At 45.7% G+C, this 25,019-nt stretch carries 19 protein-coding genes; 4 read left to right on the forward strand and 15 right to left on the reverse strand.

Features of this window, described 5'->3' with window-relative positions:
• Window position 1: 1 nt before the first annotated feature.
• Window positions 2-961 (reverse strand): ABC transporter permease, encoded by a 960-nt coding sequence (locus KJS69_RS13620; RefSeq protein WP_213584316.1) that lies wholly within the window; start codon window positions 959-961, stop codon window positions 2-4.
• 19 nt (window positions 962-980) lie between these two features.
• Complete coding sequence (locus tag KJS69_RS13625) at window positions 981-2,489, reverse strand: sugar ABC transporter ATP-binding protein (RefSeq protein ID WP_213584317.1); 1,509 nt, start codon at window positions 2,487-2,489, stop codon at window positions 981-983.
• 234 nt (window positions 2,490-2,723) lie between these two features.
• Between KJS69_RS13625 and KJS69_RS13630 the strand changes: the two genes are divergently transcribed.
• Window positions 2,724-4,010, forward strand: a complete 1,287-nt coding sequence (locus KJS69_RS13630; protein ID WP_213584318.1) for a M20/M25/M40 family metallo-hydrolase — start codon at window positions 2,724-2,726, stop codon at window positions 4,008-4,010.
• A 75-nt stretch (window positions 4,011-4,085) separates the two neighbouring features.
• Here the strand turns inward: KJS69_RS13630 and KJS69_RS13635 are convergent, their stop codons facing one another.
• The 3 genes from KJS69_RS13635 to KJS69_RS13645 all read right to left on the reverse strand — a co-directional run bounded on the left by KJS69_RS13635 (window position 4,086) and on the right by KJS69_RS13645 (window position 8,613).
• Window positions 4,086-5,570 (reverse strand): rhamnulokinase, encoded by a 1,485-nt coding sequence (locus tag KJS69_RS13635; RefSeq protein ID WP_213584319.1) that lies wholly within the window; start codon window positions 5,568-5,570, stop codon window positions 4,086-4,088.
• Window positions 5,571-5,606: 36 nt separating this feature from the next.
• Window positions 5,607-7,676, reverse strand: coding sequence for a bifunctional aldolase/short-chain dehydrogenase (locus KJS69_RS13640; RefSeq protein WP_213584320.1), 2,070 nt, complete (start codon window positions 7,674-7,676; stop codon window positions 5,607-5,609).
• Window positions 7,677-7,836: 160 nt separating this feature from the next.
• Window positions 7,837-8,613: a DeoR/GlpR family DNA-binding transcription regulator gene (locus tag KJS69_RS13645; protein ID WP_213584321.1), complete on the reverse strand. Its 777-nt coding sequence runs from the start codon at window positions 8,611-8,613 to the stop codon at window positions 7,837-7,839.
• 598 nt (window positions 8,614-9,211) lie between these two features.
• Between KJS69_RS13645 and KJS69_RS13650 the strand changes: the two genes are divergently transcribed.
• Window positions 9,212-10,756 carry an ABC-F family ATP-binding cassette domain-containing protein gene (locus KJS69_RS13650; RefSeq protein ID WP_213584322.1) on the forward strand — a complete coding sequence of 515 codons (1,545 nt, stop codon included), beginning with the start codon at window positions 9,212-9,214 and terminating at the stop codon, window positions 10,754-10,756.
• A gap of 199 nt (window positions 10,757-10,955) precedes the next feature.
• On the opposite strand, the gene KJS69_RS13655 is transcribed toward KJS69_RS13650, so the two are convergent.
• Window positions 10,956-11,495: a DUF6985 domain-containing protein gene (locus KJS69_RS13655; RefSeq protein WP_249730508.1), complete on the reverse strand. Its 540-nt coding sequence runs from the start codon at window positions 11,493-11,495 to the stop codon at window positions 10,956-10,958.
• 53 nt (window positions 11,496-11,548) lie between these two features.
• Window positions 11,549-12,829 carry a hypothetical protein gene (locus KJS69_RS13660; protein WP_213584323.1) on the reverse strand — a complete coding sequence of 427 codons (1,281 nt, stop codon included), beginning with the start codon at window positions 12,827-12,829 and terminating at the stop codon, window positions 11,549-11,551.
• A 794-nt stretch (window positions 12,830-13,623) separates the two neighbouring features.
• Here KJS69_RS13660 and KJS69_RS13665 point away from each other — a divergent pair.
• Complete coding sequence (locus KJS69_RS13665; RefSeq protein WP_283777462.1) at window positions 13,624-13,917, forward strand: Sir2 family NAD-dependent protein deacetylase; 294 nt, start codon at window positions 13,624-13,626, stop codon at window positions 13,915-13,917.
• Here the strand turns inward: KJS69_RS13665 and KJS69_RS13670 are convergent.
• The 7 genes from KJS69_RS13670 to KJS69_RS13700 all read right to left on the reverse strand — a co-directional run bounded on the left by KJS69_RS13670 (window position 13,825) and on the right by KJS69_RS13700 (window position 23,209).
• Entirely contained in the window at window positions 13,825-14,607 is a 783-nt protein-coding gene (locus tag KJS69_RS13670; protein WP_213584324.1) for an aminoglycoside phosphotransferase family protein, read from the reverse strand. The two genes, KJS69_RS13665 and KJS69_RS13670, sit on opposite strands and share 93 nt — an antisense overlap.
• A gap of 483 nt (window positions 14,608-15,090) precedes the next feature.
• Complete coding sequence (locus KJS69_RS13675; RefSeq protein WP_213584325.1) at window positions 15,091-16,377, reverse strand: leucine-rich repeat domain-containing protein; 1,287 nt, start codon at window positions 16,375-16,377, stop codon at window positions 15,091-15,093.
• A 589-nt stretch (window positions 16,378-16,966) separates the two neighbouring features.
• Window positions 16,967-17,881, reverse strand: coding sequence for an NAD(P)H-binding protein (locus KJS69_RS13680; RefSeq protein WP_213584326.1), 915 nt, complete (start codon window positions 17,879-17,881; stop codon window positions 16,967-16,969).
• A 355-nt stretch (window positions 17,882-18,236) separates the two neighbouring features.
• Complete coding sequence (locus tag KJS69_RS13685; protein WP_213584327.1) at window positions 18,237-19,157, reverse strand: helix-turn-helix transcriptional regulator; 921 nt, start codon at window positions 19,155-19,157, stop codon at window positions 18,237-18,239.
• Window positions 19,158-19,179: 22 nt separating this feature from the next.
• Window positions 19,180-19,938, reverse strand: coding sequence for an ABC transporter permease (locus KJS69_RS13690; RefSeq protein ID WP_249730525.1), 759 nt, complete (start codon window positions 19,936-19,938; stop codon window positions 19,180-19,182).
• 29 nt (window positions 19,939-19,967) lie between these two features.
• Complete coding sequence (locus KJS69_RS13695) at window positions 19,968-20,927, reverse strand: ATP-binding cassette domain-containing protein (protein ID WP_213584329.1); 960 nt, start codon at window positions 20,925-20,927, stop codon at window positions 19,968-19,970.
• A 20-nt stretch (window positions 20,928-20,947) separates the two neighbouring features.
• Window positions 20,948-23,209 (reverse strand): ATP-binding cassette domain-containing protein, encoded by a 2,262-nt coding sequence (locus KJS69_RS13700; RefSeq protein WP_213584330.1) that lies wholly within the window; start codon window positions 23,207-23,209, stop codon window positions 20,948-20,950.
• Window positions 23,210-23,657: 448 nt separating this feature from the next.
• On the opposite strand from KJS69_RS13700, the gene namA reads away from it, so the two are divergent.
• Window positions 23,658-24,665 carry an NADPH dehydrogenase NamA gene (gene namA / locus KJS69_RS13705; RefSeq protein ID WP_213584331.1) on the forward strand — a complete coding sequence of 336 codons (1,008 nt, stop codon included), beginning with the start codon at window positions 23,658-23,660 and terminating at the stop codon, window positions 24,663-24,665.
• 35 nt (window positions 24,666-24,700) lie between these two features.
• Here the strand turns inward: namA and KJS69_RS13710 are convergent, their stop codons facing one another.
• Entirely contained in the window at window positions 24,701-24,886 is a 186-nt protein-coding gene (locus KJS69_RS13710; protein ID WP_213584332.1) for a hypothetical protein, read from the reverse strand.
• Window positions 24,887-25,019: the final 133 nt, after the last annotated feature.

Consider the following 25,019-nt stretch of genomic DNA (forward strand, 5'->3'; position numbering starts at 1 on the left):
CTCACCTTCCCAACTTCTGTGATTTATTTTCAAACGCCGAATCAGCAATTACCGCGATCAAAATAATTAATCCTTCTGCCGCTTTATTCCATATTGCCGGAAGATGGTAGAATACGAGAGATGAAGCAATCATGACCAGCAAAACCGATCCAAGAAATCCGCCAATAGGTGTACCTCTTCCTCCAAAAATGCTCGTCCCGCCAATGACAGCTGCCGCAATCGCTTTCATTTGCATGTCAATCCCCATCGTTGGTGTTGTAAATCCCGTATAGGACACGTACAATATGCCCGCAATCGCTGCTGTTGCCCCGGCAATTAAATAAGTCACAAACACTATAGGCCCATCGGAAATTCCAGCCAGGTTGGCCGCTTTGGGGTTATTGCCTACCGCATAGATATAACGCCCAAGCACACTAAACTGAAGAAACAAAATAACAATCAACATAATAATCCCAAGGATAATCATTCTTCCAGGAATACCGAATATCGTAAAACTCCCTAATATCGTCAATTGTTTGGGGACGCCCGTAATCCACTGTCCCTTGGTTATGACGAACATCAATCCCGAATAAATGCTAAGCGTGCCTAGTGTGGCAATAATGGGAGGCAGCTTAACCACAGTGACAAGAAGGCCATTAATCGCTCCCGCAATGAGTCCGGCGGCCAGCCCCACAATAATTAATGACCATAGCGGCCAGCCTGCCACCGCAAGCTTGCCCACTAATAGGGTAACAAAGCCCATAGTCGCGCCAATGGAGAGGTCAATCCCTCGAGCCAGAATAACAACTAATACCCCAATGGTCAGTAAACAAATGACAACTAAATTTTGCAGTAAATCCATTACATTTCCCCCGGATAGCATGGCCGGAGTTGTGACTGCAAATACGATTACGAGAAAGCCGATAAAAACAAGCAAAGACAGTTCACGTTGATTACTTAATCTCCATAGCAGCTGTTGCAAGTTCAAGCCTCCATTTCCTTTACGCATGTACGCCGGCTGCATACGAGCCGATCGTCACTTCATTGATTTCTTCATCTATCACTTCAGCCATGATCTTCCCTTCCCGCATAACGACTACTCGATCGGCTAGATTCAGAACTTCCGGCAAGTCTGACGAAATTAACATGACTGCAGCGCCGTCCATGGCCAGTTCATGAATCATTCTATGAATCTCCTTCTTGGCTCCAATGTCAACGCCGCGTGTCGGTTCATCAAGAATAATAATTTTAGGATGGCGTGCAAGCCATTTGGCAAAAACAACCTTCTGTTGATTTCCCCCCGATAATTCACCGACCTTCTGTTTGGCGGAAACGGCGCGAATTTGCAAATCCTTGATCATTCTGTCTGCTAATTCCTTTTCTTTGCTAAACTGTATAACGCCTGATCTAGATAATTGCTCCAAGCTTGGCAAGCTCGTATTAGAGGCTATATCCATCTCCAGAGCGACTCCATGCTTGTGGCGATCCTCCGGGATGTAAGCGATTCCATTTCCTAGCGCCTGTTTAACGTTTGGAATGCGGATCTGCTTGCCATCCAACCGGATTTCTCCGGAAGCTGCTTCTTGAATACCAAATAAGGCCTCCGCTATATCTGTCCGTCCTGATCCGACTAATCCTGCAAACCCGACGATTTCACCGGGGTATAAATCAAAGCTGATGTCATGGAACCGGCCGCCGGCATGGGTAAGTTTCTTCACCTGCAATACAGGGTCTTTACGTTCAATCCTTTCATGGCGGAAACGTTCAAGCTCGACGTCCCTGCCAACCATCAAACTCACTAGCTGCTTCTCATCCATTTCAGCCGTTGGGTAAGTGCCGACCTGCATACCGTCTCTAAGTACGGTTATTTTCGAAGACAGCGCAAACACTTCCTCCAGCCGATGCGAAACGAATAAAATGGAGGTGCCTTCGTCGCTTAATCGCCTTACGATTTCAAATAATATATCCGCTTCATGTACAGACAATGTAGCTGTTGGCTCATCAAGGATGAGCACCTTCACATCATGAATCAGCGCTTTTGCAATCTCGACCATTTGTTGCTGGGCGATGGTCAGCGTGCCGGCTTTTTGCTTAACATCTATCGTTATACCTAGACGTTGGAATAAAGCTGCAGCTTGACTATTCATTTGCTTGCGATCGACCCATCTAAAAATAAAACGCTTGTGTGGATGAAAACCCATAAAAATGTTTTCCGCAACTGACAACTGTGGAAGCATCGCCGGTTCTTGATGAACCGTATAAACACCGAGCTTATGCGCCCTGGATGGATTTGCAATTTTAACCGGCTGACCTTGAAACTCAAGTATTCCCTGATCAGGCTGGTAAATACCGGATAAAATTTTGATCAGCGTCGATTTGCCCGCTCCGTTCTCTCCCATTAATGCATGAATTTCCCCACGCTTTAGCTCCATGTCGAAGGCTTGCAATACGGTGACCCCATCAAACTGTTTGCCAATCTGATGAGCCCGAATAATCGTATCAAGCTCCACCAGCTTCACCCCTCCCATAAAAATTTGAATCCATTTGAATATGACTATTTGACCATCCTTATGCTTCTGATTGCTTGCCTCATATTAACATGGAAACAAAGAATTTTGCAAGTAAAAAATTGTTTGTTTTCTTTTATTTACATTTGTTTATGTGGATAACATCTATACTTTTCCACATAAATATGGTATCTTTGCTTTAAATAACAACTATACTTATGGAGAGGATGCTCTTATATGTTACAAACCATTAGGCAATGGATCGAAGCAAATCAAACAGACATATTGAAAGCAAATCAAAGGCTTGTCAGTCTCCCAAGCGAAAACTTATATCCAAACGGCGAAGAATTGAAAGTGCAGCTTGAAGTAAACAAACTATTGCAGCAGCTTGGCTTTACCACCGATGTGTTTTTGCCTACTGATGTACAGGGATTAACAGAGCACGAGGCTTTTCTCAATGAAGGCCGCATTTATGATAATCGCCCTAATGTTGTAGGGGTGCTTAAAGGAACCGGCGGCGGAAAGTCGCTATTATTCTCTGGACATATGGACACAGTTCCCCGAGGCGGCGATCGTTGGACGAAGGAGCCTTTTGGAGGCGAAATCGAAGGGGACAAGCAGTATGGCCTGGGCATACTTGATATGAAATCCGGTATGGTGGCCGCCATAATGGCAGCCAAATGCGTCAAAGAGCTTGGATATACATTACAGGGCGATCTCTTAATTGAGACCGTTGTGGATGAAGAATACGGCGGAGCTAATGGAACGCTTGCCAGCCGTCTTCGTGGATACAACGCTGATGCGGCCATCGTGCCTGAGCCCACCAATTTGGCCATTTGTCCGGCCGCGCAAGGAGGCAGCTACTTCCGTGTTACATTCGAAGGGCGCGCTGGCCGATCCTACAGCGGAGAAAATACGATCAATCCCATTTATCCAGCCGCCCGCTTCGTGGAAATCATAAGGCAATATCATGAATGGAGAAATCTACATACCCCTGTTCATCCGCTGTATGTCAATAATCCGGAACTGGCGACTCTCATTCAAGTCATGCGTGCAGGCGATGTCGATATCGATTTGGGAGACCGCGTGCCAAGCAGCTGCTCATTCGACGTATGGATTCAATGTTACCCGGATGTGACGGAGGAACAGCTGTATCAGGAGTTTATTAGCTTCTATCAGAATCAAGCTGCAGATGACGAACTGCTGTGCTCTCATCCGCCTAAGATCGAAAAAAAGCTGCGTTTTCTATATGGTACCAGCATGAGTGAAGATCACCCCTTACTCGATACGCTTAAAACCATCTCTACTCAAGCCGTCGGCGCATCATTGCCCTATCAGGGCGCCCCGTTCGCTTGCGATTCGTTTATTTTTAATAAGTTTTCATCAACCCCTGCCGTTCTTTTCGGACCGTCAGGCAAGAATGCACATGCTGTCGATGAACATATTTGCATTTCCGATTTCTTGAAGCTCGTTGAGATATACGCTGCAACCATTATCGAATGGTGCGGGGGAGTAAAGAAATAATTTTATTTATGCGAATATACAAACAATCCGTTTCCTTCTCTAGCAGAGTTGGAAACGGATTTGTTTTTTTGTAAACTAATCCTTCACTAAATTCAAAAACCGATGGTATTCTTGCTCCCACCGGGCGCCCTCTTCCGGCAAATAAGTATCGATGGCAAAAGATCCCCGAATCGCCGACCTGGCTTCCTGGATAGAGTCAAATATACCTGATGCGATCAATTGCATCGCGATGTTCCCAATGGCACTTGCCTCAATCGGCCCTGTCCATACCGGCCTGCCAATGGCACTCGCTGTGAACTGACATAGGAGCGTATTCTGGATGCCTCCTCCTGCCATATGCAATCCCTTAAACGTCTTATCCGCTAACTGTTCCGTACGTTCAAAAACATACCTATACTTCAATGCCAAGCTTTCCAAAATGCATCTCGCATATTGTCCTTCGGTTTGCGGTACGCTTTGACCGGTTTCTCTACAAAAGCGGCTAATTTGCCGGGTCATGTGAACCGGCTTCAAAAACATCTCGTGATCCGGGTCGATTAAAGAGCGGAAAGGCTCGCTCTGCTCAGCCAATTTCGATAATTCAGCAAAGGAGTACTCTTTTCCATTCTTTATCCATTCGTTTCTGCACTCTTGAAGCAACCACAATCCCATAATGTTTTTTAACAAACGATAGGTTCCCTGTACGCCGCCTTCGTTAGTGAAGTTCCATTCAAGCGCCTGCTGACTTAAAACGGGCTGCTGCACTTCCGTCCCCAACAAAGACCACGTTCCGGAAATCAAATACGCGAAGTCGGAATCCGCAGCAGGAACCGCCAAAACAGCCGAAGCTGTATCATGCTCGCCCACGGCCACAACAGGCAGCGGCCCCATATCCAGTTCTTCGCAGACGATCGGTGTCAGCAAACCGACAACCGTTCCCGGCTCAACGACCTCTGCAAACCATTCCCGAGGAATGCCCAGTTCGCGCAGCAGAGCGCCATCCCATTCCCCAAGCGTGGGGTTATAGAGCTGTGTCGTACTGCTGATGGTCAATTCACTCTTCATTTTGCCTGTCAGAAAATACTGCAATAGATCAGGGATCATCAATAGATATCTCCCTTCTTTGAACACGAAGGACTCCGACTTACGAAGCGCATACAACTGATAAATCGTGTTAATCGGGAGAAATTGAATACCCGTTCTGGAGAAGATAGAACTGGCCCCAAGGCGATCCACGACTTCGTCCATGATCCCGTCCGTATGACGATCCCGATAATGATAGGGATTCATCAGCAGCTCGCCTGTGGAACCAAGGACACCAAAGTCGACTGCCCATGAATCGATCGCCATACTCTCCAGTGCGATTCCACTCTGTTTAGCCTTTAATAAGCCCTGTTTAATTTCATGAAAAATCCGAAGGATATCCCATTGAAGGCGGGTTCCTACTTGCACCGGATCATTGGGAAAACGATGGATTTCTTCAATAGAAAGCTTGTATCCGTCCCATCTTCCAATGATAGCTCTCCCGCTGGAAGCGCCCAGATCGAACGCTAAAACATTTGCAGCTTGCTGCTTATTCAACTAGCATCTCCTCCCTGCCGTGCCATACATCCATTCTTAACGTGTGAATGCCGCCGGAACGCCGCCATCCACGGTCAGGATACAGCCCGTTGTTTTCGCCGATTGGGATGAAGCGAAGTACAGGATCGCATCTGCAATGTCTTGAGGATAAACATTCACGAGCAGCGTCGTTCGTTTACGATAATACTCCTCAAGATCGTCCGGCTCAATTCCATAAGCAGCTGCTCTCTCCTCTCTCCAACTGGAATTCCAGATAGCCGAACCCTGCAGCACCGCATCCGGTAAAACCGAATTAACCCGAATACCATATTCCCCGCCTTCTACCGCAATACACCTTGCCAGGTGGATTTCAGCCGCTTTTGCCGTACTATAAGCCGAAGCGCTTTTACCGGCATAGACGGAGTTCTTGGAGCCAACAAATACCATACTGCCGCCAGTCCCCTGCTGCTTCATCCCTTTGAACGCTTCCCTGGCAACCAGGAAATAACCAGTCACAAGCACGTTCATATTCAGATTCCATTCACGAAGTGAAGTTTGATCAAGCGGTGATGAAGTGGCTAAACCTGCGTTATTGACGACAATATCTACGCCTCCATAGGTTAATGCAGCTTGTTTAAAGGCATTCGCTACATCCTCCTCTTGGGTTACATCCATTCTCACGGCAATCGCTCTGCCTGCCCCATACTGCTCATTAATTTGCTCAGCAACCTTCTCAGCGCCTTCCAAATTCAGATCGGCGATAACGACGTGAGCCCCCTGAGAGACTAAAGATTGACAGGTGACTCGGCCAATCCCACCAGCCCCTCCCGTAACGAATGCCACCTGTCGAGAGAATTCCGCTTCAGCCGGGGCCAGCGTTAATTTATATAACTCCAGCGGCCAATATTCGACGTTATACGATTCATTCTCGCTTAATGAAACAAAATCGCCTAGTGTCGTCGCCCCTTGCATAACAGCAATGGCACGGTGGTATAATGCACAGCTGATCCTTGCCATAAACCGGCTGCTGCCGGTATTCATCATTCCAATGCCAGGAATGAGAATGACACGCGGAACAGGCTCGAACATCAGGTCGCCCTTGTTTTGATTTCTAGCGAAATACTGTGTATAAGCGGCTTCGAACGCCTCAAGATCTTCCTTCAGCTTGCGGACAAGCTGTTCGATATTGCGGGTTTCGGGATCCCAATCAATATAGAGGGGGACCATTTTTGTATGTACCAGATGATCCGGGCAGGCCGCTCCGACTTGCGATAACGTTCCAGCATCCCTGCTATTCACAAAACGCAGCACCGCGTCACTGTCATCATAAGTCACAATCATTCTCTTATTTTGGCATACCGCCCCCCGAAGCAATGGCATGATCTCTGAGGCAATAGCGCTGCGTTCCTCTGCCGGAATCACTTCGTATTTCATTCCTCCGAACAGCTTCTCGACTTGAATCCGTTCGTTTATGTAACGCTCCGCTTCATCAATAATGGAGATCGTCTTATGGTAACACGATTCCGAAGTATCTCCCCAGGTGACAAGTCCATGCTTCTCCATAAGTACAAGTTCAGCCCGGGGATTATTTTGTACCCCTTCTGCAATCATCTTGGACAGCTTAAAGCCAGGGCGCACATAAGGAACCCAGACAAAACGATCCCCGAATATACGCTCCGCAATCTGCTTTCCATTATGCGCGCAACAAATCGAAATAATGGCATCAGGATGCGTATGATCTACATGCTTGAATGGCAGGAACGCATGGAGCAGCGTTTCAATCGATGCCCTTGGATGTTTGCTGTCCATCATACAGTTCGCAAGATACGCAACCATATCCTCGTCCGTCATTTCATTCCGGTCGTAGAGAGCATTCAAGTCTTCCAGCCTTAAAGCAGTAAAATGATTGTTTTTCATTGTGCCGAGATCCGATCCGCTGCCTTTAATCCACATGACTTCCACATCACGACCGCGAAAATCGATCATGCTTGTTTTCATTGAAGTATTGCCCCCGCCCCAGTTTGCAACCGAACGATCACTGCCAAGCAGGTTGGAACGATACACTAGTTCATTCAGTCCTGCGTCTGCTTGTGGAGCTTTGGTCTCTTCCCATAAATTTATTGGCATTTCACAACCTCCATATTTATTTGTTTGTGTTTATTTGTTTTTGTTTTGATTTGTTTTAATCTTATCATACTTATTTATGTTTTTGTACAATTAATTTTGAAGTCTTCTGGCCAAGAAAAAAGCCTGCGACCTCATCGCAGACCATTAACGAATTTATATTCTATTTACCACTGCCCGTTTGAATCACAGTCAGAGACCGTGCTGTGTCCTTCAGCCCCTGAATATAGGCTTCCTCCGTTTGATGATCCGTAATCACCACATCAATATCATCCCAGGCAGATACTTTCGCAAAAGCTTGTACATTGAATTTACTGTAATCAGCAAGCAAAAATACTTTATCTGTAATGGAAATCATTTTTTGCTTTACAACCGCTTGCAGCTCATTCGAATCACTGATGCCTCGCTGAATATGAACGCCTTTACTCGATATAAATGCTTTGTCTACATGGTAGGTATCCAATGTTTTCACTGCTTGCGGACCTACATATGACAAAGATCTGGGGGATAAAATACCTCCAGTTGAAATAACCTCTACCTTGGTTTTTGTGCTGAGTTCCAACGCCACTTTAATCGAGTTGGTCAGAACCGTAATGGGTATATCCGGTAAAATTCGCGTCATGAACCAGGCAGTCGAACTGGCATCAAGCACAATTCGATCGCCGGGCAATATATGCTTCACAGCCTCCTGCGCGATTTCCATCTTTTGATCTACGTTTGACGTTTCACGTTCCAGATATGGGGTCTCTAGTTGAGTATCCCTCACACTTACCGCCCCGCCATGGCTTCGCAGCAATCGGCCTTCTGCTTCTAATTTATCAAGATCGCGACGGATGGTCTCCTCCGTTACCCCGCATATCTCACTCAGTTCCGTTACTCGTATGCTTCCCCGCTCGTTAACAAGTTGTACGATTTTATGGTACCGCTCCGCTACAAGCATCTCATTCTCCTTGAAATTCCAATTTTTGTTCTTCCTATAAGTATAACTTGTTCGCGGAGCAGGTAAAAGGCCTTCTATAAAAATATGGGTGAGTTTGCGCAGTAGCTCCCATCTCCATCTTCCAGAACAAAAACCAGAGAAGAGGCGAAGACATGATTTAACCGATCTCAACTTGTCATTCATTAAAATTTAATTTATTATTTATTATAAGGAAGGGGCTTTAAAATGCTTTATATAAAATTTGTAAAACTCGTTAGAAAGCTTTGCTCCGCACAAATGTATACGATGAAGCGTTGTACGGAGCTTAATCAAGGAGCATAATGCTTCTTACATTCATCGGCTGAATAGTCTGAAAAAAGTGTAGTTTCACTATACTTATTTAGTTATGGCTATTTGCTGATGGAAGAATAGATTAAGGGGCCATAGACAATGCTTTGTCTATGGCCCTTTGTGTTTGTTGCAACGCGAATGAGTTTTACCAACAAATTGGCGTTGTATATAACGTGCTGAAAAGTACGATACACCACAAAAGCAGAGGGCTAATGTCATAAGACATTGTTCTCTGCTTTTTTATTTTTCTAAGAAAAGAGGAATCATAATGTGCTTACTTATAGTTGAAAACTTATCACATTCTTTTATAGATAAAACCTTATATGAAAATGCTTTTTTCGATTTGCATAAGGGCGAACATATGGGGATAGTTGGGCAAAACGGTGCTGGAAAAAGTACCTTAATAAAAATATTGATGGGAGAGATTATTCCCGATGAAGGGGAAATCAAGTGGCAACCTAATATTCAAATCGGACATCTAGATCAATATGCTGAAATTGATGGAAACCATACAATTTGGGAATATCTCAAGACTGCGTTTGCGGATTTGATTGAAATGGAGAACAAAATGAACAGATTATATCAAGATAGTGCTATTACTGGGGATACGGATCAATTACTCCAAGCTGCAACATATCAAGAACAACTGGAAGCTAACGATTTTTATTCCGTAGATAGCAACATTAATAAAATGGCTGCTGGCTTAGGTATCGATGCAATTGGAATAGATCGTAAGATTCAAGATCTGAGTGGCGGACAACGTGCCAAGGTCATTTTAGCAAAGCTTTTGCTGGAAAAACCTAATGTACTGTTGCTGGATGAGCCAACAAACTTCCTTGATAAAGAACATGTGGAATGGCTTGCAAATTATTTAGAAGCGTTTGATGGTGCTTTTATTATTGTTTCCCATGACTTTGCTTTTTTAGAAAAGGTCTCTTCTTGTATATGTGACATAGAGTTTGGAACTGTTAAAAAGTACTACGGTAAATATTCAGACTTTCTTCGTCAAAAAGAGCATTTACGACAGGATTATATCCGTCGATATAACGCTCAGCAAAAAAAGATTGAAAAAACCGAAGAATATATTCGAAAAAATATTGCAGGGAATAACTCCAAAATAGCAAAAGGACGTAGAAAACAACTGGAAAGGATGGAAAGAATCGCTCCACCTACGTTTACTCATAAGCCATCCATTCAGTTTGATGAATTGCCAATCTCATCACATACAGTACTCACAGTCAAAGATCTTGAAGTCGGCTATGAATCAGCACTTTTACCAAAACTAAATTTTTCAGTTATGGGTGGACAAAAACTGATTATTACAGGGTTTAACGGGATTGGAAAATCAACTTTATTAAAAACTTTAGTTGGGCGTATTCCCGCCATTTCAGGTTATTTTCGATTTTCAGACCAGATAAAAATGGGATATTATGAGCAAGATTTAAACTGGGACAACGGAGCAATAACACCGCTCCAAATTATTTCAGAACAGTTCCCTAAACTGAATGTAAAAGAAATACGGCAGCATCTGGCACGATGTGGCGTAAAAGATAAAAACGTTTCACAAGAAATTAGCACATTAAGTGGCGGAGAACAATCAAAAGTGAAATTATGTGGTTTGATACTTTCTCCATGTAATTTTCTTATTTTAGATGAGCCTACGAATCATCTGGATGCGGAAGCGAAAGAAGCTTTACAGAAGGCTTTAATCCAATTTAAAGGAAGTGTGTTGCTTGTTTCTCACGAAGACAATTTTTACCTTGATTGGGCAGATAATATTTTTAATATAGAAAATGGCATCTTCCTTACATGAGAAGCAAAAAATGGATTGATTTGGATCGATTACACTAATTGGTGCCGTTATTTATTGAAAGTCATGTTCGCTTAATGTCAGGGAATCGGCTGGCTTAAAGCAATCGAAAAAACCAATTAATCTGTAATAAACAAAAGAAGGCGCAAGCATTTTATGGCTTGGGCCTTTAATATATCAGGTAAATGCGGCTTCGAAACTTTTACCCGTCGTCGCTTTCATCCCAAATGGCATATTCCCCATAACCTAGAAACTCGCGTACTTCAAGAACTTCCTTGCCTTTGATAATAATTTCAATACCGTCTTCAAAATCCCATTCCATACCAGCCAGAACGCTTGCTCCAAATAGGGGATCATTCTTATCATAAGGATTTCTGTAGATATAAATATCGCTCACTGAAATAAAGCGTAAGAGGTCCCTGCCCTGAGCATCCGGCAAACCATCTGGGCATTTCATATCTGGATAACAATCTGTCAGGAGATGATCTTTCCATGTGCACATTTTTTTGCATAACTCATCAACCGTTTCATCAGGTAGATTATTCAAACAATTTTCGATATAGGACTCCGCTTCGTCTAAACTCATGTCCTCCTCTCTAAAATGGTATTGTACGCGTTCATTAGATAAAACAAACAACCCAAATCCAGAAGTAGCTTCTCCGTTTGACGCGTAAACGTCTTCCTCTTTGCCAACATTCTCTAAATGAAATTTTCTACTAATTGGATATTCCCGATTCGACATTCCCATTTATACCCCTTTATTCGTCAAGAAAAGGCTCAAATCTTCTCCTAGTCCTACAACTCATTTAAAGATACAATTTCACCGCTTACGGCATGAGCACCATAGTTACAATCGAATTTGCCGCATAAACTATACTGGTTTTGTTGGGCATCGTAAACATAATAGGGGGTCAGCTCGAAGAATGATTTTAGCTTTGCATACGCTTGTTCTCCGGAAATCTTTATTTCTTCAGGCTCTTCAAAAGAGTTAAACATGTCCAGCATTGGTTGATTATCTATAACGTTATGGACTTGCAAGGTGTCTGCATCCAGCAGCACGGTAAGCTTTCTTTGAAAAACACACGTGTTCTGTTGAGCCGCTCTTAATGTGGCGTGAATGCGGCCCTTTTCCCGATGCAAGCTTTTAAGCGTCCATTGGCCAGTGTCATCGGGTAATTCCCGTGATAAAAAGTCTTTAACGGCAGTCGCACATGCTTCCCGCTCTTCCTCCGTGATCGGCAGGGAATCCGGGGACGGCTCATTCGCAAATGCCTGTTCTGCAGTAATCTCCTCAAGCCATTGAATCTCTTTTCCTTCAAAGGCTGTTTGAGATCGCTCAATGGGCTTGTCCCAAACTAAGGTCTGGTCCATTCGCACGGAAGACTGTGTATTTACTATAAATTCAAAAGGGAGGGTCGACGTTCCGTCATTCGTCACAAAAATCTCTTCCACCGCATAAACCGGAACCCATTGGTTTTGTTCATAAGAAGGAAAGTTCACCAGCTTAAACTGCTCTTTGGCCAATGGTTCCGCCTTGTCCAGAGACAAGGTATAAATTTCTTGTTTAACAGACTTAGGAAAAGGAAACTGACCATAGACTGAGAAGGAAGTGAGCTGGCCTTGCGGATTCCATTTAACCTCAATGAACCCGGAGGGAGACACTGCAATGCCTTCAAAGCATTCCGCAAATTGAAGCTCCCCTTCCTCTTCCTTGCGGAGCTGAAATTGCTTGCCGTAGGTCAGACCGGTTTCCGCCTCCACCCATTGGATAATCTCTTGCGTATTCCGGTTGGGGAACACAATTCCATTTTGCGCATAGGTTTTCCCCATGACGAAAATAACGCTTTTCACTTTTGGCCGGTTGACTTCGATTTCTATAACCGCTGTTCCTTCCGGATTCAAGTCCTCCTCCTCTTGTCCGGCGGCATGATTGGGGAACCATTCCATACTGAGGGTATACACCGTTTCATTAGCAGGAGTAATCTCCCGGTCGAATCTATGTCGTTGTAAATAATAGTTGTCCAGTCCAAATTTCGCTTTGGTAAAATCAATTAACTGCTGTGTCCTTGAATTCATCAATTGTGACCTCGCTTCCGGCTTCCTCTTTTAAGCGTAAACGGCTGCCACCGTCCTTTAAAGGTGGATTGACGTTTCGCGGTGAACTATAAGCATGATTATAAGTGTCGATCTTATAACTCAATTCTCTCAGCTTGAAATCGACACACAGCCTTTATGTAGTCAGGCAATGTTGACTATTCAATTACTAGAGTTGACGCTGGATCAAAATAAACAGGACAACGAAATGGATTTCATACAGCTAATTTGTTACTAAAGGGCGAATAACGGGTATCTAAGTGGAAAAACTCCATCTATTTCGTGTAGAAAGAAGGATACCCGCAAAAATCCGTCATTTTAAATACAGTTTTTCCATCTAGTCTAGTCGATTTGCCCCATCCGCTTCGATTTACCTACATAAAATACAGGTAGGCGCTACCTTTGCGAGTAGACGTGAGTAGACTAAAAAAGTAGACACGCCGTAACTGCGAAAAAAATAAGGTGCTTGATTTCTCCCCGCTCCAGCCACTGCAAGGTTTCAAGCTGATTTTCACTCTGCAAAGTTGAGTTATCATTCTTTATAATTAAAAATGGCCGACTGCATTCTAGCTTCTCGGATTAGCGATGCTATAATTATTTATACCTCCAGCAGTTGGAGTTATTACCTCTGATACGGCTGAGGAAGTGCTAAAGTTTCATGCCGGTCATCTTTGACCGCCAAAAAATATACCATAAATAAAGCACAGGAGCTGAGTACTGTGATAGCCAAATGCTTAAACAATCCAAACTATACCGTTGTATTCACCGGGGCCGGAATGAGTACAGAAAGCGGAGTGCCTGATTTCCGTTCCGCTAACGGATTATGGCATGGAAAAGACCCCCAATTGCTGGCAAGCACGGAAGCTATGAACAACAGTCCGCAGCAATTTGTTGATTTTTACCGCATGCGGATTCAAGCGTTACAAACCGTTAGTCCCCATAAAGGATATGATTGCTTAAACTTGTGGGCCAAGCACCTACAGCTCCAATCGATCATTACCCAAAACACGTTTAAACCCACTCTCTTCGTCGGGGCATTCCCCTACTCTAGCCGTCATAATCACGGATAGATAATCTTGTATCCTATCTCGGGTTACATTCATTTCGATAAGATATAAGTCTGCCAGCCTTTTCTTTAGACGCAGAAGCGATTCTCGATCATACGTCGTATGTGCGGGAACAGGCGTATATTGTACCAAAAAAACAGTTCTTGCCACATCATACAAAAAATCTCCATGACACACGTTCATGAAATCTATAACCACCGTAGTCCCATTGGATAGTAATATATTGCCCGGATGAAAATCACCATGACAAAGGGTATCCCCATCTTTCAATTTATCCAAGATTTCTAATACTCCTTCTGGTTCCATTAAATTAGTCGATCGCGCTTTTAATATATTGGATATTAAAAATTGTTTATAATCCGGTACATGGCTAACCCTGTTCTGAACAATGGACTTATGCAGGTTCGCCATATATTTAGCACATCCCTTAAGGTCACCTGTTTTCAAGACCCAATCCAACAGGGACTCCCCCTCCACCCTGTCATAGATAATTCCCGTTCGCTCTTCGCAACAAATCATTTCATGTGCCTTTGGTTTTGCAAAGTTCATACTGTTGATTGCCTTTGCGTTATGAAACTCTCTTTCTATCGCATTCTGGGGATAGCCCTGAACGAAAAGCTTAAGCACTGTACCTTCCCCATATTCATATACAGTGGCCGTATTGCCTTCGCCAATGATTCTCCCAATTTTCATTATATCCCCGGCCTTTCAAAACCATTTTCACAACCGCTTCTATTTGAACCGTCTACAGGCAATGGAGTCTTTTCTTTATTAAGGATTTGAATTACTTCTTCATAAGCATTCGTGAAGCAATCCCCCATATCCTCAAAAATATCGCCCTCCTCCTGGATAAACTGAACAGCCTCTTCACAAAAGTAAACCAATAGTTCGAAAGGCCAAACCGTTCCTGCGCCGAAAGTGCTCATTTCGGAAAGAGCTAGTTTAACTTTAGCTACCCGTAACTTAGGAAGACCGCGTGCAGGTTGTCCGTGGCAAGAAGCCCCGACTTCAACTCGCGATAGCGAGTAAGTGGGGGAGGTTCACCTTACGTTTGATTTGAGTAAGAGTCAGCATAGTGATCGCCCCTTGTCATGAATCAACTAATTCATCCAAGTGGTGAAATCCAGCAATATAGTTGGACAAGGACCAAATCGACGCAAACCCTGTCCAGCGTTATTAATAAGTTTCATAAACGAGATCGCCGTTCATTTCAAGCTTTTTATTGAAAGCCACGTAAATGTATAGTTGTCCGGCCGGGGTATCGCCTGCATCGTAACCCAATCGAAATGTGCTGTCTCTACCAAATTCAAGCCCGGACAAAACTAACTCGGTCACATCTTCGTCAGGATGCGTTTGGGCAATCAGGTCCAGCGCCCGATCGTTGAGCTCGTCCAAATTCCCCCATGCTTTCTTGATGATGGGCGACAGCCGTTTCATAGCAGCTTTGGCAGAGACATCCGCTGTAACGGACAGCTCTTTCCCCTTATAAGGAAGCGCGGATGTATAGGTAGATAGAGAGACATCGTACCCAAAAGTTCCGATACCCTTAACCGTATGGTCCGGCTCTACGATGAGATTATTGGAATAATCCAGTCGTTCCAGCTTTGGATTATGACTGGTATCCAGCTTCGAGATTTTATTTTCGGAGCAATAGAGCTCGACTAAATACTCATTATGGCTGAGATCCAATGTTGTAATGTGATTATTGAAACATCTTAAACTTTGCAAGGCGTGATGTCTGGTTACATCCAAATTCGTAAGATGATTGTTATTGCAGCGGATTTCAATCAAGCTCGAGCAGCCCTGCAGGTTCAAGCTGATCAAATAATTGTTCGCGCAATCGAGGTGGGTAAGCTGTGTATTCTGCTCCAATTTCAAATCAAATATGGAATTGTAGCTGCAGTTAAGTTCTGTTAAATTCGTGTTCTGATCTAAAGGCAATTCCGAAAGGATGTTCCAATAACAGTCCAGCTTGGTGAGCATGGCGTTGTGACTGACATCCAGATTCCGAATTCGATTAAAACCGCAATCCAACGTTTCCAACTGAACATTGGCCGTCAAATCCAAGGCATGAATCTCGTTTTTGTTGCAGTTAAGTTCTTTCAACAACGGATTGCCGCGGATATCCAGATGAGTCAACTTGTTGTATTGACAAGACAGCTTTTCCAATTTGGGATGATCCCCCGTGTCCAGACAAGTTAATTGGTTCCCCCCGCAATCCAACGTTTGCAGGTTTATATTCTTGCTGATGTCGAGCTCCGTCAGGTTATTGAACGAACAATCCAGCTCCTCCAGCGACGCGAAATGCTCAATCCCTTTCAGACTTGAATATCTATGATTCGCAAGCTGCAGTGATACGATTCGATCCACATCGCTCGTCTGAATCCATTCACGATTCCCGCAAAACTTTTCCAGAACGTATGCTTTGAAACGTTCATCAATGAAATCTTCGGTAATATTCATGGCGCTCCTCCTTGGGCAAGCTCCTAACCTTTTTAGTACCAGGACGGAGAACAATCTCCATCTTGCTCTAATTCAGGACGGCTCAATTAAGCTGCTTTTTTATTACAATCTTTACTTCAAGAAAACCATCACTCCATACCAAACCCCAGTTTTTCCAAACCTTGAACACATTTATAACCATGCTGGAAATCTTCTAATTCAATTGTATAATTTAAGCTCCCCCATGAGAATACCTGTCAGTACCGTAAATATGATGATGTTCCAATCCATAGCAGTAATTGTTTTTGTTCTCTTTGAAAAACCTGGTATACGTTTTTGCGATACAATTTTACGATCGTCATATAGGAGCATAATCGCAAAGGCAGTAAATTGTTTCGACATGGAAGCGATTGAGAAGCATGAATTTATATCGTTTTTGATTCCAAACTCGATACTTGCTTAGCCGTATGCGTTTTCATAAAGCACTTCACCTTTTTGGGTGACTTGAAAATAGAATTTTCCATTTGATCATGCTGCGCTTTAAATTCAACAGGCTGACGATGATACCGTCAGCCCGCTACAATCGGATTGCTATTCGGATGATAAATATTTAGCGGAAGTCTTCAACGTGATCCTCAACCCACTGCGCATAGGTACGGGCGGAGCGGCCGAGCGCCTGTTTAATAGTCGGATCCGCATTATCTGCTGTCCACTGGGCATATAATTCCGGGTGAGCGCCAAACTCGGACAAAGCGTACAGTGTAACCTCAATCGTCTCCTCAGGCCATCCCTGAGCCCGCCAAAGTTCGCCTGCCTGATCCGGAGTTATCTCCTCAAGCCGAATCTCCCGCCCGAGCGCTTCACCGATTATACGTACCCGTTCCACTGCACTAATGTTCGCTCCTCCTGCCTCCAATATTTTTCCGGTGTACCCATCTTCGAGCAGAGCGGCCGCTGCTACACCGGCGAGGTCCCTCTCGTCAATGAACGGGTAGGCAGCTCGAATGTAGGGCTCACGGATGACTCCTTCAGTCCGGATGGACTCCACCCAAGCCGATCCGGTTGCCGGGTAACAGCCTGTAAGCATGCTCGCCATCACGGCAGAAGGCCGGATATGCACCCACTCCACGCCGGATTCCTCCACTGCCCTCTCTATGGCCAACCAATACCACGTTTCCGGAGGATACTCGGCTTCGTACTCGGGGCCATGCGAAGATAATACGACAATGCGGCGTACCCCGCCTTTCTGTGCTTGGTCTAGAAACTCCCGTACGGTCTTTGGGGATGCACCGGATAAGAATACACGTTCGACGCCTAGAAATGCGTCCAAACATTCTGAGGGGCGCGTGATGCTTCCTTCGACAACTTCGACACCGTCCGGCCACCCCAAGGTTTGCGGCCTTTCGGCCAGTACGCGCACTTGTTCGCCCGCCTTTATCAATCGATCGACCAGACAACGACCGATGGGTTCGGATGGGCTTGCACCGGGATGCTTGCCTGTAGGTACGACAGTCACTAATATCATGAGAGTGCCTCCTTGAACATATTTTTGTCTGACTTCACCACCATTCTATAACATTCATGCAAATGCTAAAGTTAAACGAATTTACACCTGTCATAATAGTTTTGTATTGAGATAATCCGTCGGGAAGCTTTAAACTTAATACATAATGTTTAATGAAGTGACGGCATGAATTCAAGAGCAATCGATATGGCCAGAAAATTGAATGTCAGCACAAGCGCGTAAAAAGGCACTATAAAAGTTGGGGAATCGTTCCTTTCCTTCTGTCAAGCACAATTCCAACGGATTTATACCGATGAACATGTGACACGCTTCGAATATATTCGGGCCATTCGCCAAGTGTTTGCGACAGCAAACATCACTCTTCATACAGATGGGAAATCTGAAGCACATGGCTGTATAACGCTTTAACCATCTCAGGCGGTCCCAATACCTTCACATGAATTCCAAAGCTGATAATATGCTGTATGGCCTTCTCCTTCGTATAATAATAAGCTGTCACTTGCTGTGTTCCGTCGGGATTCGTTACGATTCGGCTTGCTTCAAATTCATCCCTGACCCGCGCCTTCGCCAATGGTTGAAACAATAACGTGACGTCCACACCATCCGGCGGCTTTATCCACCTGCGGTCCTTATCTACATCTTCAACCGTTAGATCACGGCGAATGAACATTTCTGATAAGACATTCAAATCATTCATACGAGATAAACGAAAAACTCGCAGGGCCGATCGAATTCGGCAGAAGCCCCATAAATACCAAGCGCTCCGCTTCAAGTACAGGCCCATAGGTTCGAGCGTTCTAGACGTCTCCACACCCTGATTGTCCATATAATCGAATTCCACAACATGCATCTTCCGAACGGCAAGATCCAGGGATCGAATCTTCTCCTTCACATCCTTATCGGACGCATGCCGAAAATCCAAACTGAATGAAGAAGGGGCTCCGGACCCATCGGGGATCAAGGCCCCGATTCTTTCAAGCAAATCGGTCATATCGGAATTGTCGGTTGCCGATTGAATGCCTCGCAATGCGGTATAGATAGAGTGGAATTGCTCGAGTGTTAATACCTGTTTATCTAACCGGTAACCCGACATGATCTCATATCCGCCATCCGGTCCGGGATAAGAGGTTATGGGAATTCCGGCTTGATTCAGCGTCTCCATATCACGATAGATGGTTCTTAAAGACACCTCAAATCTATCCGCCAATTCGACAGCGCTCACTCTATTGTTACTGAGCAAAGCCATCGTAATGGAAAGCAAACGATCCAGCTTCAAGCGAAATCCCCCCTTATCCAAATTATATCGTTAACTTACTAAAAGTACGAGTTGCCCACCAAATCCCCCCTAGAGCCAAAATGCCCGTTACCGCATAAGCAATGCCAACTGTTGGGGTCAAACCTCCACCAGTCATGAGCGCTCTGCATGCGTCTACAACATAGGTGAACGGATTGATTTTGCCTAAAAACGAAATGACACGGGATGAACTTAGTTCAAGCGGCATTAAAATACCCGACAACAGCAGCAAAGGCAGTACGAGAAAATTAGTCAGCGCTGCAAGCGACCCTTCGTCTCGCATCATACAAGCCAGCGCATAGGATATGGAAGACATAAAAAGAACAATAAGAACAACAAGCAAGCTGCACATCACAAAACCAAACCAACTGAATTTCATTCCCATACATACAGCTACAATTAGTAAAATACCAATACGCATCAGTGTACTTATTACATCCCGAAGCAACAAGCTGAACGTCATCGCTATTCGGCTCGAAGGGCTTGCTTGCCATTGCTCAAATACCCCTGATTTGATTTGTCCGATAACACTCATTCCTGAGGTCATGACCGAATAAATGGTTACCATGATCATCAATCCGGGTACAAAAAAATCAAGAGCATTGCCTTCAATAAACAACAGGTTGCTGGCCATTCCATTCAATAGCGGGAAGAATAGTAATAAGTAACAGATCGGTTCAAATAATGAGATCAGGGCCCAGATGAAGCTGCGAAGCATTTCCGCCACATGAGATTGAAACAATACCCAGGTTTGCTGCATCATTTTCAATATCCGCCTCCTTTGTTTCATATTTATTGGGCAAGCATGGAACGTCCCGTGTATTGGAGAAATACATCGTCTAATGTTGGCCGTGCATGTTCGAAACGCAAAATTTTTAACCCGTAATGATCGATGAGACGAATGACCTCCGAGAGGATCTTTTCATTCGAATCCACATTTAATCGGACAGACTGCCCGTCCTGCTGCAGCCGCTGGACATAATCGGCCCGACGCAAAGCATCCATACAGTCCTGCTCGCGTCCGCGATTCCCTTCCTCCTGTAACTGCAGGGTGATACGATCTCCGCCTACTTGCATTTTCAATTGCTCCGGGCTTCCCTCCGTTTGGATCGTTCCCCGATCGACGATGGCTACGCGATCACACAAAGCATCAGCCTCGTCCAGATAATGCGTACTTAAGAGGATGGTTGTCCCGTTAGTTCTGATTGTTCGGACGTAGCCCCAGAACTCCGCTCTGCTCTTCGGATCGAGCCCCGTTGTCGGCTCATCCAAAAATAACAAGTCAGGTGAATGAACCATGCCGATGGCAAGATCAACCTTTCGCTTTTGGCCTCCGGAGTACGCTTTTACCTGTCGGTCGCAGACAGCATGCAAATCCAATGCTTGCACCAGGTTCCCGGCCCTATGTTCGCTCTCTGATTTAGACAGGCCGTATATACGGCCTTGAAAAACCAAATTTTCCATTCCGCTGGCCCAAAGCTTGCTTCCGCCATGCTGCCCCACATAGCCGATCTTTGAACGGACGGCGTCTGGATTCCGTAAGAGATCGATGCCTGCAATGAAAGCTTGCCCCCCGCTTGGCCGAAGTAAAGTAGCCAACATCCGCATAGTCGTACTCTTGCCCGCGCCATTCGGACCTAACAATCCATATATCTCTCCTCTTTGAATGGCCAGACTGACATTCCGAACCGCTTTAACTTCATGTTTCTTGCCGGCATGATAGATTTTTTGCAGCTTCTCGACACGAACCATCGCGCTTTCCCTCCTTCATTTCACATTGCATTTTCTCTCACATACTTACCGGTTAGTGAACTGTTGGTGTGAATCAGTTGCCGCGGCGTCCCTTCAAACACAATTTCCCCTCCTTTATGGCCTCCTTCCGGTCCAAGATCAATAATCCAATCGGCCTGTTTGATCACGTCCAGATTGTGCTCAATGACAATGACAGTGCTGCCACTATCCACAATACGGTTGATAATACCGAGCAAATGATCGACATCGGACATATGAAGTCCGGTGGTCGGCTCGTCCATTACATATAGTTTCCCTTCTTGCTGCAGTTCGTCAGCGAGCTTGACACGTTGGCATTCCCCTCCGGATAAGGTGCTGGATGGTTGACCGAGTGTGAGGTAATGCAAGCCTACATCATCGAGGGCTTGCAGCCGCTGGCAAATTTCCTTCTTATCAAAAAAATCAAGCGCTTCCCGCACCGTCATATCCAGAACATCCGTAATGGATTTCCCGTTCAATGTATATTTCAGCACTTCATCTCTAAACCGTCTGCCCTCACAGGTTTCACAAGCTGTCTTGATGCCTTCCATGAAGGCTAAATCCGTATAAATAAATCCCAATCCTTGACAATCCGGACAAGCTCCTTTGGAATTAAAGCTGAATAAAGAGGCGCTTTTTTTATTCGCTCTGGCAAACATAGTTCGAATATCATCCATAATCCCTGTATAGGTGGCAGGATTGGAGCGGATCGAAGTGCTGATCGCAGATTGATCAATGACAACGGCTTCAGGGTACTGGGGAACAAAGGCATGATGAATCAGCGAGCTTTTACCTGACCCTGCCACACCGGTTACAACGGTCAAGACGCCTACAGGAATATCAATCGTAACATTTTTCAGATTATGGGCGTTCGCTCCTGCAATGGTCATGTGTCCTTGTGGCATGCGAAAGGTTTCTTTCATCGGCGCCTGCCGATTGATATAACGGCCTGTTAGTGTAGGAGCGCGATACAGTTCTTCCACCGTTCCCTCAAAGACAATCTCTCCTCCGCGTGTTCCGGCACGCGGTCCGACGTCCACAATATGATCGGCCATTTGAATGACATCCCGATCATGCTCTACAACAAGCAATGTATTTCCTTTGTCGCACAATTTCCTCAACAGACGATTTAAACGATGAATGTCACGGGGGTGCAGACCGATGCTTGGCTCATCGAAAATGTACATCATATCGGTCAAACTGCTGCCAAGCTGCCGCACCATCTTAATCCGCTGAGACTCGCCGCCAGATAAGGTGGTCGTCTCCCGGTCCAGACTTAAGTAATCTAACCCCATATCGATCAAATGCTGCAACCGCTCCGACAGACTGGATACGATCGTCGCGGCTACCGGATTTACGATGTCCTTGATAACCTTCAGAAGCTCACTTATTTCCATTGACGCGCATTCAGCAATGTTATAGCCGTGGATGGTACAACTTAATGAGTCTTGACTAAGGCGTGCTCCCTTGCATACTGGACACTGTACAACGGTAATGAAGCGATTCACCTTGCCTTGGGTGCTCTCGGATAATTCATTATTGTCTCTTTGAATATAAAGGCGGTTAAATTTGGGAACGACCCCCTCATAATCAGACTGGATAGGTCCTCCTTTGGACGGAAGCTTTATTTTTCGTCCTTTACCATACAACAACATCTCCCACTCCTGCTCCGAATAGTCTGCGAGCTTCTTGTCGTTATCAAATAAGCCGGATAGGGTGTACGTTTTTAGATACCAGGATCCTACAGAAAATATGGGGAACAAGATGGCTCCTTCATTTAACGACTTCGATTTATCGAAGATTTTGTCCACATCAAGCTCCACTTTTTTGCCGAGACCCTGGCATTCCAGACACATCCCATTCGGATCATTGAAGGAAAAAACGTGCGAGTATCCAACAAATGGCGTGCCTGCGCGTGAATATAAAAGGCGAAGCATGGAATAGATATCGGTAATCGTACCTACTGTAGAGCGTGAATTGCCTCCTAGTCGTTTTTGATCGATAACGATTGCGGTAGACAAATTTTCAATGGTATCTGCATCCGGTCGGCTGTATTTGGGAAGACGATTTCGGATAAATGCCGTGTACGTTTCATTCAGCAACCGCTGTGCTTCGGCACTCACGGTATCAAAAACAAGTGATGATTTGCCAGAGCCGGAAACCCCGGTAAAAACAGTTATCTTCCGCTTTGGGATTTGTAATGATACATTCTTCAGGTTGTTTTCCCTGGCTCCCCTTACCACGATGTACTCTTGTTGCGGCATGGTATCGCTCCTTTCTACCTGTTTGTTATGTATACAAAAAAAGTATAAGCCACGCACCCTGACAACAGTTTGTCAGGGATTCGGGAGGGACTAAATATTTTTATAGACGGAAAAAATGAAAGGAACAGCAAGTCGGGGACTGCTGCTTTATAGCTCAAAAGGAGGCGACAAATTAAAAAACGCAAAGTTGCTCTGGCTGTATCTGCAGGAAAATCGAAGTACACTGGATTATCTGAAGTTTATTGACAACCTGTAAAAGGCGGCTTAAAGTAGGCTCTAGCCAGCCATCCGTGCTTGACGCTCATTGGCTAAATTGGCAGAATCGGGGTGTACAATGGCACCTTATTTTGTCCAGCACGGATTCCGGGATTGAGACTTAATGTAGCCATTAAATAAGTAAATACCGAACCCAACCATCAACAATGATATGAAAAGGGCGTGAAAATGCATGTTGTTTACTCCATACTCCTTAAAGCAGCTAACCCTGAAGAACCGGATCGTCATGTCGCCGATGTGTATGTATTCGGTCGTCGATCAATCGGGCCGTGTTCAGGACTGGCATAAAATCCATTATCCGTCGCGTGCGGTAGGCGGAGTCGGCCTCATCTTGGTCGAAGCGACGGCGGTTACGGCGCAAGGGCGGATTACTCCCCAGGATCTCGGCATCTGGAGCGATGAGCATGTCGAAGGACTGAGGGAACTGACGAGACTGGTGCACGGACAGGGCGCCCACATCGGCATCCAGTTGGCCCACGCCGGCCGCAAGGCGGTGCTGGACGGCCCGATCATTGCGCCGTCGGCGATTCCGTTCGACGACAAGTCGAAGACGCCGGAGGCCATGACGCTGCAGCAAATCCGGGAGACGGTCACCGCATTCACAGCCGCTGCCGGGCGAGCGAAGGATGCCGGCTTCGATGTGCTCGAGATTCATGCAGCGCACGGCTACCTGATCAACGAGTTCCTGTCACCGCTCACGAATCATCGTGAAGACGAGTATGGAGGCGACCGCGATCGCCGCTACCGCTTCCTTCGCGAGGTGATCGAGGGCATTCAATCGGTCTGGGACGGGCCTCTGCTCGTTCGCATATCCGCGCATGAGTACCATCCGGAAGGCAATACGCCGGACGATTTGGTATACTACGCCAAACAGATGAAGGCCCAGGGCATCGACCTGATTGATGTAAGCTCCGGTGCGGTCGTTGGCGGGTCCCCGAAAGTATATCCGGGGTACCAGGTACCCTTCTCGGAGGAGATCCGGTCAGGGGCCGGCATCGCGACCGGCGCGGTCGGCCTGATCACGGAGCCGGAGCAGGCCGAAGAGATTCTGCAGAGCGGCCGCGCAGATCTGGTGCTGCTGGGACGCGAGCTGCTGCGCGACCCGTATTGGCCGCGTGCCGCCGCGAAGCGGCTTGGTGCCGAGCTTGCCGCGCCGAAGCCGTACCAGCGCGGCTGGTAAGCTGCGCTCACGCCGCTTGGCTGTCCCGATGCGGGTCAGCCCGCATCCAGAACAAATACGAGGCGGAAGCCCCCCTCGGCTTCTGCTACACCCAGTTGTACGATGTCGAGCAAGAAGTGAATGGATTGTGCACTTATGACCGCAAGCCCAAATTCGACCCCGCCGTTATTCGCGCCATCAATACGAAAAAAGCGGCCATCGAGCCATAAGCCGGATCTCACACTCCATACCGTAAATATAAGGAGGGAGCCGCGTGTGGCATTAACCAAAACCGCATTCGATCATTTGCCGGAAGTTCGCTCATAGTCGACGGCACCTCAGCTGTCCCCTGAAGAAACGATGGGTGACTTATTG

The sequence above is a fragment of the Paenibacillus sp. J2TS4 genome (assembly GCF_018403245.1).
Lineage (GTDB): Bacteria > Bacillota > Bacilli > Paenibacillales > NBRC-103111 > Paenibacillus_L.

Bases quoted from the DNA above. Each gene is read 5' to 3' on its own strand.
- KJS69_RS13630 (WP_213584318.1), top strand. From the start codon at position 2,724: ATGTTACAAACCATTAGGCAATGGATCGAAGCAAATCAAACAGACATA.
- KJS69_RS13640 (WP_213584320.1), bottom strand. From the start codon at position 7,676: ATGCCAATAAATTTATGGGAAGAGACCAAAGCTCCACAAGCAGACGCA.
- KJS69_RS13645 (WP_213584321.1), bottom strand. From the start codon at position 8,613: ATGCTTGTAGCGGAGCGGTACCATAAAATCGTACAACTTGTTAACGAG.
- KJS69_RS13650 (WP_213584322.1), top strand. From the start codon at position 9,212: ATGTGCTTACTTATAGTTGAAAACTTATCACATTCTTTTATAGATAAA.
- KJS69_RS13655 (WP_249730508.1), bottom strand. From the start codon at position 11,495: ATGTCGAATCGGGAATATCCAATTAGTAGAAAATTTCATTTAGAGAAT.
- KJS69_RS13660 (WP_213584323.1), bottom strand. From the start codon at position 12,829: ATGAATTCAAGGACACAGCAGTTAATTGATTTTACCAAAGCGAAATTT.
- KJS69_RS13665 (WP_283777462.1), top strand. From the start codon at position 13,624: ATGAGTACAGAAAGCGGAGTGCCTGATTTCCGTTCCGCTAACGGATTA.
- KJS69_RS13670 (WP_213584324.1), bottom strand. From the start codon at position 14,607: ATGAAAATTGGGAGAATCATTGGCGAAGGCAATACGGCCACTGTATAT.
- KJS69_RS13675 (WP_213584325.1), bottom strand. From the start codon at position 16,377: ATGAATATTACCGAAGATTTCATTGATGAACGTTTCAAAGCATACGTT.
- KJS69_RS13680 (WP_213584326.1), bottom strand. From the start codon at position 17,881: ATGATATTAGTGACTGTCGTACCTACAGGCAAGCATCCCGGTGCAAGC.
- KJS69_RS13690 (WP_249730525.1), bottom strand. From the start codon at position 19,938: ATGATGCAGCAAACCTGGGTATTGTTTCAATCTCATGTGGCGGAAATG.
- KJS69_RS13695 (WP_213584329.1), bottom strand. From the start codon at position 20,927: ATGGTTCGTGTCGAGAAGCTGCAAAAAATCTATCATGCCGGCAAGAAA.
- KJS69_RS13700 (WP_213584330.1), bottom strand. From the start codon at position 23,209: ATGCCGCAACAAGAGTACATCGTGGTAAGGGGAGCCAGGGAAAACAAC.
- namA (WP_213584331.1), top strand. From the start codon at position 23,658: ATGTTGTTTACTCCATACTCCTTAAAGCAGCTAACCCTGAAGAACCGG.